We start from the raw sequence: 12962 nt of genomic DNA on the forward strand, positions 1-12962 counted from the left end.
TTCGATCATGGACGTTCGCCACTACGCCTTCCTCGCTGGCCAGCACTCTGCTGCGGTCAAACAACGCGAGCACTTCTGGGGCATGCCCAAGCGCGGTCTGGCATTCCTGTTGGCCAATGTCATGTTCTGGCAACCGATGTGGGCCCAGGCGGACGGCATCGTGGTCAGCGCGCCGGGCACCAGCCTCGGCCAGGCCGGCAATGGCGTGCCCATCGTCAACATTGCCAAGCCCAACGGTAGCGGCCTGTCTCACAACCAATTCAAGGATTACAACGTCGGCAGCAACGGCGTGATCCTCAACAACGCCACCAACGCCGCCCAGCCCACTCAACTGGGGGGGATCATCCTCGGTAACCCGAACCTTAACGGCACGGCCGCCAGGACCATCCTCAACGAAGTCAACGGCGGCAATCCCAGCCAGTTGCGTGGCTACACGGAAGTGGCGGGGCAATCGGCCCACGTCATCGTCGCCAACCCTTACGGCATCAGCTGCAACGGTTGCGGCTTCATCAACACCCCGCGAGTCACGTTGACCACCGGCAAACCGGTGCTGGATAACGGTCGGCTGGATCGCTTTCAGGTCGATCAGGGTAGCATCGCCATCGAAGGCGACGGGCTGAATGCCAGCAACGTCGACCGCTTCGAAATCATCACCCGCAGCGCCAGGATCAACGCCGAGATCCAGGCCAAGAACCTGACCATCATCGCCGGTCGCAACGACGTCAACGCCGACACCCTCAACGCGACCGCGCGCGCCGATGACGGCAGCGCCAAACCGGGGTTGGCCATCGACTCCTCGGCCTTGGGTGGTATGTACGCAGGCGCCATCAAACTGGTGGGCACTGAGGCCGGGGTTGGCGTGAAGCTGGACGGCAAGATGGTTGCCAGTGGGGGTGATATCCAGCTTGATGCCAATGGGCATTTGAGTTTGGCCGAGATGGCCGCTGCCGGTGCTATCGATATCCAGGCGAAAAGCCTGGAAACCCGTGGACAGGTGTACGCCGGTAGCCGGTTGGAGGTGAAGACCCAGGGTGACCTGACCAACCAGAAAAACCTGGTGGCGCGCGACAGCATTCGCCTGGACAGCGGCGGCACGCTGAGCAACAACGCAATCATCGAAGCCGGGGTCAATGCTGACAACAGCCGCAACACCTCGGGCGATATCACTCTTACTGCAAAACAGCTGAACAACGGCGGCAAAACCGTGGTCGCCAGTCGCGACCTGAATGTCACGACGACCGCCGCGCTGAACAACCAGGGCGGTACGCTCAGCGGGCAGCGCATGACCACGGTCACAGCCGACGTTGTGGATAACCGCAACAAAGGCCGAATTCTTGGCAACACCGAACTGCATCTGAACGCCAACCAGGTACTGAACGCCCAGGGCGGTCTGATCAATAGCCAGGGCATTCTGACTGCCAACCTGGGCCATCTGGAAAACAATGCAGGCGAATTATCCAGCCTGAACAGCGCGACCCTGATCCTCGGCAGCCTGGACAACCTGACCGGCCTGGTCATGGCCGGCAAAAACCTCGATATCACCAACACGGGCACGATCAACAACCAGGGCGGTGAATTGTCCAGCCAAGGCGTCATGACCGTGCGCACCGGCAGCCTGGACAACAGCAACAAAGGCACTGTAGCTGCCAATGGCAAGTTGCGGATAAGCGCTACCGGCGCGGTCAACAACGCCGACAAGGGCCTGATCGCCAGCCGCGGTGCCGGCGTCGAGTTCGATGCCGCCAGCCTGAACAACGTCAAGGGCACGCTGCAAGGCAAGGGTCTGGTGACCGTGGATGTCACGGGTGATATCGATAACCAGAGCGGCAGCATCATCGCCCAGGACGCCAACCTGAATGTCTTCGCGACCAACCTGGATAACCGTGGCGGCGTGCTGTCCAGCGTCAAGGCCGCGCTGGAGGCACGGGCCACGGGTGTGCTGAAAAACGGCTATGACGTGAACCGTCAGGGCGGCACGATCCAGGCTCAAGGGCTGAACATCAAAGCCTTGGCTGGGCTGTTCAACGACGGCGGGCGCCTGGCCGCACAAGCCGGCGATGTCGTGATCACTAACGCGGCTGCGGATATCAATAATCGCAACGGCGGTATATATGCCACGGGAAAGGTCCAGGTCATTGGCCGGGACATGGACAACAGCAGCGGCGGGCAGGTCAGTGCCAATCGCATCGACTTTGACCTTTCGGGCGCACTGAACAACAACGCGGGCATCATCGAAAGCCAGGACAGCCTGGATATTCTCGCCGCCAGCCTGAGCAACCAGAAAGGCCAACTGCGCACCCTGGGCAAGAGCAGCACCACGGTGTTCAACATCGGTGGCTTGTTCGACAACAGTGACGGCACCCTGGAAACCGCCAGCCAGGATGTGGGCCTGGACACCGGCAGCATCCAGAACGTGGGTGGCAAGCTGTTGCACACCGGCCTGGGATTGTTCGGCATCAGCCAGGTCAACCTGGGGCAGGCGGGTGGACAGCTGGTGACCTACGGCAACCTGACTGTGACGGCTGACCGCTGGACCAACAGCACGGCGATCCAGGCCGGGCATCTGGTCGTTCATGTTGACCAGTTGACCCAGACTGCCACCGGCCAGCTGCTCAGCGCCAATAGCATGGAAGGCCGTGGCAGCAACTGGCGCGTTGATGGCCTGATCGGCAGCGATGGAGCCATCGACCTGCAACTGACCGGCGAATATGCAGGCAGCGGCCGCTTGAGCAGCCTGGGTGCCTTGGAGCTCAAGGCCGCGCTGATCAATCTGGAAAAAAACGGCAGTATCGCGGGCGGCGGTACCACAACCGTGCAGGTCGATGGTGTACTCAACAGCTACGGCCGGCTGACCTCGGCGGCAGACATGAGCGTCACTGCCGCCACGATCAACAACTACGGCACCCTCGGCAGCGCCGGGGCGCTGGGTGTAACGACCGGCGATTTGCTCAACGAGCACGGATTGATTTTCAGTGGCGCCGATACCCACCTGCGCGTAAACAGCCTGACCAACCGTTACGCCGACATCTACAGCCTGGGCAATCTGAGTATCGATCGCGATGGGCTCGGCACCCGCGCCCGCAGTATCCTCAACAGTTCCGGCACGTTGCAAAGCGACGGCAACATGCGCCTGGCGGCCAGCACGATCGACAACGTCCGCGAGGTCTTGACCACCAACGACGCCGGCATCTACACCGCCTCGATCAGGGAAGTGGCCTGCATCGAAGGGGTCAACGCCGGTGATTGCAGCGGTGGCAAGGAAAACCACGTCTGGCAGATCGTCCAGCGCGACAAGTTCGAAGTCACCGCGGCCAGCGCGGCCTCCAGCATCACCACCGGCGGAAACCTGGATATCCAGGGCGACACCCTGACCAACCGGAGCAGCAGCATCGGGGTCGGCGGTGCATTGACCGCCAATCTGGTCAGCCTGAACAACATCGGTATCGAGACCGGCGAGACCGAAACCTCGCGCACCTTCAGGTCCGAACGCACGCGCAGCCCGGGTGGCTGGCGCGCTGCCGCGAATGACTTCACCAACAAATACTGGTTGCAGAGCCCGGGTTACAACGCCAACGATCTGGGCGGCCTCGAAGCGGCGATGAGCCGCTTCATCGGCATGACCGAGCGCGAAATCCCTTCGCTTCGCACTCAAACGGCCTCCACCGATAGCCAGACCTACGCGGCGATTATCCAGGCTGGCGGCGCGGTCGATATCCGCACCCAGGGCAACGCCGACAACCGCGTCGTGCGTGGCGGCTACAACTACGTCGGCGCCGGGCCGCGTACCGACACCCAGTCCGACAATGCCTTCTCGACCCGCATCAGCGTCAATCGGCAGCTAGCCCCGAACCTGACCCAACAGCAGGTCGATCCGCTGGCCTTGCCGGGTTTTGACTTGCCAACCGGGCAAAACGGTCTGTTCCGCATGAGCGGCGACGGCTCGACGGCGCCGACCCAGGGCGCCGGCCTGCTGCAGGTGCGCGGGCTGGCTGACCGGTCGATCAGGTCCAATCCGCACAAGTACCTGATCGAGACCAATCCGGCGCTGACCGATATGCGCCAGTTCATGAGCTCGGACTACCTGCTGAAAAACCTGGGCTACGACCCCGACCTCGCCGCCAAGCGCCTGGGTGACGGTTTCTACGAACAGCGACTGATCCAACAGGCCGTGATCGCCCGCACCGGCCAACGCTTCCTCGACGGCCAGACCTCCGACGACGGCATGTTCAAGTACCTGATGAACAACGCCATCGCCAGCAAAGACGCCCTCAACCTGTCCCTGGGCGTCAGCCTGACCGCCGAGCAGGTCGCGGCCCTGACCCATGACATCGTCTGGATGGAAACCCGGACCGTGAACAACCAACAGGTGTTGGTGCCGGTGCTCTACCTGGCCCAGGCCAACAACCGCCTGGCGGCCAATGGCGCGCTGATCCAGGGCGCCGATGTCAGCCTGATCGCCGGCAAAAACCTGAACAACGCCGGCACCCTGCGCGCCTCCAGCAACCTGAGGGCCACGGCTGGCGACAGTCTGGTCAACAGCGGCTTGCTGGAAGCGGGTAATCGGCTTGAGGCGCTGGCGAGCAATAACCTCACTAACAGGGCCGGCGGGATCATCGCCGGGCGGGATGTCAGTGTTGTTGCCCTTACCGGCGACGTGACCAACGAACGTACCGTTACCACCCACGAAAGCAGCAGCGGCTACCGCACCGAACGCACCGACTTCATCGATAGCGCGGCCCGCATCGAAGCTGGCAACAACCTGACCATCAGCGCCGGGCGTGACATCAACAATGTCGGCGGTGCGCTGAAAAGCGACGCTGACACCACCCTCAATGCCTCGCGCGATGTCAATCTCGTCGCCGCCGAACGCATCACCAGTGGCACTCGCGGCCGGCATCGTGACCAAGACATCAAGCAATACGGCTCCAGCCTCGACAGCGGCCGCGACCTGACCGCCAATGCTGGCCGCAACCTCTCCGTCGTCGCCAGCCAGATCGATGCCAAGCGCGACGTCGTCATGGCCGCCAAAGAAAACTTGACCCTCGCCTCGGCTGCGGATGAGCAGCACTCCTACGGCAAGAGCAAGAAGGTCACCAGCCAAGAGGATCATGTCAGTCAGGTAGCTTCGACGGTCAAGGCGGGGCGTAACGTTGCCCTGAGCGCGGGGCAGGATCTGGCGCTGATCTCCAGCAAGGTCAACGCTGCAAATGAGGCCTATTTCGTGGCGGGTGGCAAGCTTGAGCTGCTGGCTGCGCAAAACAGCGACTATTCGCTGTACGACATGAAGAAGAAAGGTGGTTGGGGGAGTAAGAAGACTCAGCGGGATGAAGTGACCAAGGTTACGCATGTGGGCAGCCAGATCACCACGGGTGGTGATTTAGTACTGCTCAGCGGGAGTGACCAGCGTTATCAGGCGGCCAAGCTGAATAGTGGTGATGACCTGACGTTGCAGAGCGGCGGCTCGATTACCTTCGAGGGCGTTAAGGATCTGAGCCAGGAAAGCCATACAAAGAGCGATTCCAGTCTGGCTTGGAACTCGATGAAGGGTAAAGGCCACACCGACGAAACCTTGATTCAAAGCCAATTGCAGGCTCAGGGGAACTTGGCCATCAAAGCTGCCGATGGCTTGAATATCGATATCAAACACATCAACCAAAAAACCGTCAGCCAGACCATCGATATCATGGTCAAGGCTGATCCCAAGTTGGCGTGGCTCAAGGAGGCCGAGCAGCGAGGGGATGTGGATTGGCGGTTGATCAAGGAAACTCACGAGTCGTTTAAATACAGCCACTCGAGTCTGGGGCAGGGCGCGATGCTGGCGATCATCATCATCGTTACCGTGCTGACGGCTGGTACTGGAACCGCCGCTACAGTTGGCGCTAGTGCTGGCACCGCAGCTTCTGGGGCGGCAGCGGCGGCAGGTGCGTCAGCTGCCACGGCTGCGACTGTAGGCGCCGCTGCATCGGCTGCCGCAACGGCGAGCTTTTCGGCGGCAGTCGCGCAAACGGCAGTCAGCACGATCAACAACAAGGGTGATCTGGGGGCGACCTTCAAGGACGTCTTTTCATCAGAAAGCCTGAAAGGCTATGTGATCGCCGGGATCACGGCTGGTTTTACCAAGGGCGTTATCGATCCCGCGCTCGGCGGTAATACGGTGCCGTTTAATAACCTCACAAGGGGGTTTGATTTAAATACTCTTCAAGGAGTGGGTGGTTTTGCGCTGCATGCCGGGGCTCAGGGTGTTGCGGGAGGAGTCATCAAAACCGCCATCAATGGAGGAAGCTTCGGTCAGAACCTCGAAGATGGGCTGGTTTATCAGGCGGGTACTGTCGCAGCAGCCACAACGTTCAATTTTGTCGGTGGTTATGCGCAGGACCATTGGCAATCCGCGAAGAATGCGGGTGATACCACAGGCATGGCCATGTGGGCCGAAGGCGGGGTCGCTCGTACTGTCATGCACGCGTTGGCGGGGGGAGCGATTTCCAGTGCTACCGGTGGTGACTTCAAGACCGGCGCCATTGCAGCGGGTGCCAGCCAAGCCATGGCTGGAGAACTTAATTCCATTTTCGATACACAGCCTGAGCTACGACAAGCGGTTTCTCAGGTTGTCGGTTTGACGGCGGCCGGTCTTGCTGGTGGCGATGTCGAGAAAGCCTCTTGGGTCGCATTGATGGCTGACGAATACAATCGTCAGCTTCACCAGAAAGAGACAGTTGCACTTGAGAAACTACAAAAGGAAACGCCTGAAAAAGCTTATGAACTGAAAGCGGCTGCGTGTGCTTTGGTTCATTGCTCCGCCTCGGTACCTGTGGATGATCGAAACTACCAAGCTGTTAAAGCGCTTGAAGCGGACGGAAAGGGGTTCACAGGTGCACAAAGTGCGCTGATCGCTACCGGGGCCTATGACGAGTATTCGAAGTGGGACCAAGCCAACGATGATTTGCTCCTTAACGATAAGGAACTCAGACAGTCATCCCAGGCGAGCCGCGCGGTACTCGGCGCGATAGGGGCTGCGGCAGGATTTGGCGGCGCGATACTCTCCACGCCAGCTTGTGTCACTGGAGCCGGTTGCGCTATACCTGCGTTCTCCGGTTTGGGCGGCGCAGCGTCGTTTGTTGATGGATGGCAGGCCACTGGGCAGTTGTTTGCTCCTTACGATTACACGCAAGGAAGCAGGGTACTCGCCTCTTTCAACAGCGCTACCTATCCTGGTGATGTAAATCCGCTCCGCGACTATGGAACCGAGGCCGCTAAGGCTGCGATGGAAATCGCGCTGCTCAAGGGGGCGGGGAAGTATCTGGATGGGAATGGGGCGTCGGTACTGGTTTCGGGGGTTAAAGGGGGTGCAAAAGGCGTATCGACTAATCCAAATGAGGCGTTTTTCTGGTCTGGTCGAACTGATGGGGTTGGTGGTGCAGATATAGCCCAGCAGATTGCTACGCAACAAGGAGGAACAACCCTTGAAGCATTGATGGCCCAACGTGGTATACAAATGCCAGCATGGGACGCTACAAATCCAGTCGTTGTGAAGGCATGGCAAGACATCTCTGCTCAGTATGCAAATGGAGTTTCTGGGACCGTGCGTGCAGTAATCGGACAGAGTTTACGTCCCGGAAACGTGTGGGAAACAGCAGAGTTGCCTGCGTTGATGAAAAATCCTAACGTAGATAAAATTATTACTATCGATCCTGTAACAATGGGCGAGAAAGTTATTTATGTGAGGGGTGAGCTGTGATTCTTGAAGTCTCTCGAGGTCATATCAAAGTAAAAATTGGAGATAGAACGGCGAGCGCTCAAGGCGAGATGTTCTTTCCTGGTAACGATAAAATGGGCTTTGTGGTGTATAGAAACTCCATGAGGTTTTGGGACGTGCCTAACCAACATCAGATTATGACTTCCGAGGATATCGATACGGTTATCTCTGATATTCAGGCCGATTTTTTCAGGGGAGGGCATACCTTAGAGGTCGAGAATTAAAAAGGTGCAAAGTGAATTCGTGGCTGCTCCTGTTAATTTAGTATTACCAACGAACACATCTCAAGTTGGGAGATATGCGGGTAGAACTGACATAAGCTATCGTCAGGCTTCTGAAATAAATGCGGCCTTCCCTGAAGGGTGGTCTCCACCATATAAACCGGGTACGAAAGATAAACGGGGACTGACCCTGAGGGATCCCCACAAATCTACTCCAGCGCCTGCGCCTGTTGATGTACCTCGGCTCGCAACGCGCGCTCAAGTCTCTCCAAGGTTTTTCGAGAGTTTGAGCCGCGTCTGCTGCGCCAGTATTCCAAGCCCAGTCGCCATAGCGACAACACCCGCCGGCGTTTAAGGCTATTGCTTTGAAAACGATGTTCATGACCCGCTTCGCGGGCCTGCAACCCCGTTAAACAAATGATGTAGTTGGCCAAAGCGGAGATCAGTAAAAGCACTTCGATTCGGCGTGGACAGTGACTCCGGTGGTGAGTCACGCCGACGCCGAATTGCTCGCTTTTTACATCCCTGAAGCCTTCTTCTATCTGCATACGCTGCTTGTAAATAGCCACGATTCTCGATGGATTCCATTGATCCTCCGGTAGGTTGCAGGCCAGGAGCCTGGGAGCATCTACCTGGGCTTGATCGATCCGGGCGGTGCGGTCAATGAGTACAACAAGTACAGCGCCAAATACGTGCCGTTATACCGGCGGGCCAATGGCGGTTACTTCTACCAACAGGAGAGCGGATTAAGCACCGAGCTCAACCCTGATTACGATCCGTCGAAAAACCTGCCGGTGCCTGAAGCGGTCACTAAATATGGGGTTTTTTCGGCCACGCAAACCGCCAGCACCGGTAAAAGCATCAACGCCGTCATTCAGTCCGGCGGCAATACGACCATCAATGCTTCGACCTCTCTCAACAACAGCGTACAAACGGTCAACGCGCCCATCGTCACCAGCGACAGCAAGGTGGACGCCACCGGCACCCAACGTGCGACCACCCCGTTTATCGTCCACCTCAACAGCCAACTCCCACCGGACCTGGCCCAACAACGGGTCGATCCCCTGACGCTGCCGGGCTTCGTGATACCGCAAGGCCAAAACGGCCTGTTCCGCCTCAGCACGCAGGGCACCGCTTCTGGCGCCGCCAACAACGGTCCGCAAAGCTGGACCATGGGCGGTGCCAGCGTCACCCCGACCCAGCGGCAGCAAACGGTACCGGTCGCCAGCGCCGTCACGATCAACCGTGTCCAGGGCTTACCGGCCAGCAGCGTTCAATCCAAACCGCAGAAGTACCTGATCGAAACCAACCCGGTACTCACCGACCTCAAGCAATTCATGAGCTCGGACTACCTGCTGTCGAGCCTCGGTTACGACCCGGACAACAGTGCCAAACGACTGGGCGATGGCCTCTTCGAGCAACGCCTGATCCAGCAAGCGGTAGTCGCCCGCACCGGCCAACGCTTCATCGACGGCCAGACCAGCGATGAGGGCTTGTTCAAATACCTGATGAACAACGCCGTCGCCAGCAAAACGGAGCTCAACCTGTCGCTGGGCGTCAGCCTGACCTCCGAACAAGTCGCGGCGCTGACCCATGACATTGTCTGGATGGAAAATGCCGAAGTGAACGGCGAGCAAGTGCTGGTGCCGGTGCTCTATCTGGCCCAGGCCAACAACCGTTTAGCACCCAACGGCGCGTTGATTGCCGGCAACGACATCACCCTGATCGCCGGCAAGGACCTGAACAACGCCGGCACCTTGCGCGCCTCCAACAACCTGTCGGCCACCGCCACCAACGACCTGGTCAACAGCGGCCTGGCGGAAGCCGGTGAACGGTTGACGCTCAAGGCCGGCAACGACCTGACCAATAAGGCGGGCGGCATCATCGCCGGTCGTGACGTCTCACTCAGCACCACCCGGGGCGACGTGATCAACGAACGCACCGTCAGCAGTTACGACGACCAGAACGGTCAATGGTCCTGGTCCCAGGGCTTTGCCGACAGCGCGGCGCGGATCGAAGCGGCCAACACCCTGACCATCGATGCCGGGCGCGACTTCAACACCATCGGCAGCGTGGTCAACAGCCGGGGTGAGCTGACGATTAAAGCGGGCCGGGACGTGAACATCGTGTCGGCGCAGTTGGCCAACAGCATCACGGATGGTCGGGATCATAACGATGCGTCGGTGACTCAGCTTGGCTCGCAAGTATCCGCGGGTCGCGACATGACCATTACCGCTGGCCGCGATCTGAGCGCCATTGCCAGTCAGATCGATGCCAAAAACGACATCAAAATGAGCGCCGTCGGTGACTTGACGCTGGCTTCGGCGGCGGATGAACAGCACTCGTACGAAAAAACCAAGACGGTCACCAAGCAGGAAGACCACGTCAGCCAGGTGTCCACGGAGATTACTGCGGGGGGCAGTGTTGCCCTGAAGGCGGGCAAGGATTTGACGCTGATCTCGAGCAAGGTCACCGCCGGGGACGAGGCCTACCTGGTGGCCGGTGACAAGCTCGAGCTGCTGGCGGCGCAAGACCGTGATTACACGTTGTATGACATGAAGAAAAAGGGCGGCTTCGGCGCCGAGAAAACCCAGCGTGACGAAGTGACCGATGTGAAAAACATCGGCAGTGAAATCACCACTGGCGGCAACCTGAACTTGGTCAGCGGTGGGGATCAGCGGTATCAGGTGGCGAAGCTGGAGAGTGGTAAGGACATCACGCTGGACAGTGGTGGAAACATTACGTTTGAAGGGGTGAAGGACCTTCATGATGAGAGCCATATCAAGAGCAGCAACAGCCTGGCGTGGACCAGCGCCAAGGGTAAAGGTAATACCGACGAAACCTTGCGTCAAAGCCAACTGGTGGCTCAGGGGCAATTGGTTATCAAGGCGGTCGACGGTCTGAAGATCGATATCAAACAGATCGACCAGAAGTCGGTGAGTCAGACCATTGATGCAATGGTGCAGGCAGATCCGCAACTGGCGTGGCTGAAAGACGCCGAGATGCGTGGGGATGTGGATTGGCAACTGATCAAGGAGACACACGAGTCCTTTAAATACAGCAACTCCAGCCTGGGTCAGGGCGCGATGTTGGTGATCATTATCATTGTGACCGTACTGACGGCGGGGGCAGCTAGTGCTGCGGTGGCTTCTGCCAGTACAGCGATGGGAGCTACCGCCGGTGGCACCATGGCAGCTGCTTCTGCAGCCACCGCGGCAACAGCCACTGCTGCTGCCACCTCGGCTACTGCCGCGGGATTGGGTAACGTGATCGCAGCGGGCATGTTGACCTCAATGGCTAGCACTGCGGCAGTCAGCACGATCAACAACAAGGGCAATTTGGGTGCTGCATTTAAAGAAACATTCAGTAGCGACAGTCTAAAGAATGCCGTTATCGCCGGTGCTACGGGGGGCTTTACTCAAGGCGTTATCGATCCCATGCTCGGCGGCCATACGGTGCCGTTCAACAACCTCACAAAAGGTTTTGATCTAAGTACGCTTCAGGGAATTGGTGGCTTTGCCCTGCATGCTGGGGCTCAAGGCATTGGGGCGGGAGCTATCAAAACAGCTATTAATGGTGGAAGCCTTGGCCAGAATCTGAAAGAAGGACTGGTTTCCCAAGCCGGGAACGTCGTTGCTGCTACAGCGTTCAATTTTGTCGGCGGTTATGCGCAGGAACACTGGCAGATCGCGAAGAACGCGGGTGATACCGCAGGCATGGCCATGTGGGCCGAAGGCGGTATTGCCCGCACTGCCATGCATGCGTTAATGGGAGGCGCGGTTTCCAGCGCAACCGGTGGCGACTTCAAGAGCGGTGCCATCGCAGCAGGTGCCAGCCAAGCCTTGGCTGGAGTACTCAATGCCACCTTCGATGCCCAACCTGAGCTACGGCAAGCGTTTTCTCAGATTGTCGGTTTGACGGCTGCCGGACTGGCTGGCGGCGACGTCGAGAAAGCCTCATGGGTGGCGCTGATGGCTGACGAATACAATCGTCAGCTCCATCAGAAAGAAACTGTCGCGCTTGAGGAGCTGCAAAAAGAGTCGCCAGAGAAGGCTTATGAACTCAAAGCGGCTGCATGTGCTTTGGTGCATTGCGCCGCCTCGGTACCCGTGGATGACCCGAACTATCAGGCGATCAAAGCGCTTGAAACTGATGGGCAAGGTTTCAAGGATGCTCAGAGCGCGTTGTTCGCCACTGGCGCATTTGACGAATACTCGAAATGGGATCAGGTCAATGACGACCTGCTGCTCAACGATAAGGATCTCAAACAGTCAGCACGGGCCAGTCGTGCGGTACTCGGGGCAATAGGGGCTGCTGCAGGATTCGGTGGTGCGATACTCACCACGCCGGCTTGTGTGACCGGGCTCGGCTGCGCTATACCTGCTTTCTCGGGGTTGGGTGGCGCGGCCTCCTTTGTTGATGGGTGGCAGGCCACGGGACAGTTGTTTGCTCCCTACGATTACACTCAAGGAAGTAAGGTTCTCGCGTCTTTTGACAGTGCTACGTACCCTGGTGACGTGAACCCGCTTCGTGACTATGGAACTGAGGCGGCGAAGGCAGCGCTGGAAATTACGTTGCTCAAAGGGGCTGGGAAGTATCTAGATGGGACTGGGGCGTCGGTTCTGGTTTCGGGGGTTAAGAAGGATGGTGCGGTTGTAGTTGATGGTGCAAAAGCGACAGGCAAACTGCCTGTTCCCAACGATCTTCCGACAAATATCCATGCAGGACAGCAGGGGAAACATATCAGAGGCCACAATAACTTTGAGGAAGGACGTAGTTATTTTAATAATGGCGTCGACCCGGCTGAACTTTTAGGTGGAGTCCACAGTGGTAAATATCCGATTATTGGTGCCGGGGCTCGTGGTAACCCAATTGTGGATTTTGGAAGACCGATAGGTATTGACGGGCGGACAGGGCAGCCTGTAACCAAAGGTCAAGTCCACTATGGGAAAAATGGTGCCCATATTGTTCCAGATGCGAGGAACTGA

General features: G+C 58.5%; 2 protein-coding genes and 2 pseudogenes. 3 read left to right on the forward strand and 1 reads right to left on the reverse strand.

What is annotated here, in order from left to right:
- The first annotated feature begins 7 nt into the window (after positions 1-7).
- Positions 8-7735 (forward strand): two-partner secretion domain-containing protein, encoded by a 7728-nt coding sequence (locus tag ACA044_RS00955; protein WP_497444769.1) that lies wholly within the window; start codon positions 8-10, stop codon positions 7733-7735.
- Complete coding sequence (locus tag ACA044_RS00960) at positions 7732-7977, forward strand: Imm74 family immunity protein (protein ID WP_497444770.1); 246 nt, start codon at positions 7732-7734, stop codon at positions 7975-7977. Before ACA044_RS00955 ends, ACA044_RS00960 begins: the two co-directional genes overlap by 4 nt.
- A gap of 206 nt (positions 7978-8183) precedes the next feature.
- Here the strand turns inward: ACA044_RS00960 and ACA044_RS00965 are convergent.
- Positions 8184-8636: pseudogene (locus ACA044_RS00965) on the reverse strand (transposase); the annotation flags it as partial.
- A 372-nt stretch (positions 8637-9008) separates the two neighbouring features.
- Here ACA044_RS00965 and ACA044_RS00970 point away from each other — a divergent pair.
- Positions 9009-12962, forward strand: a pseudogene (locus tag ACA044_RS00970) (DUF637 domain-containing protein); the annotation flags it as partial.

Source organism: Pseudomonas sp. LBUM1673, assembly GCF_059695645.1.

What these genes read in the sequence shown, in the direction of transcription:
- ACA044_RS00955 (WP_497444769.1), top strand. Translation starts at nt 8, where the DNA reads ATGGACGTTCGCCACTACGCCTTCCTCGCTGGCCAGCACTCTGCTGCG.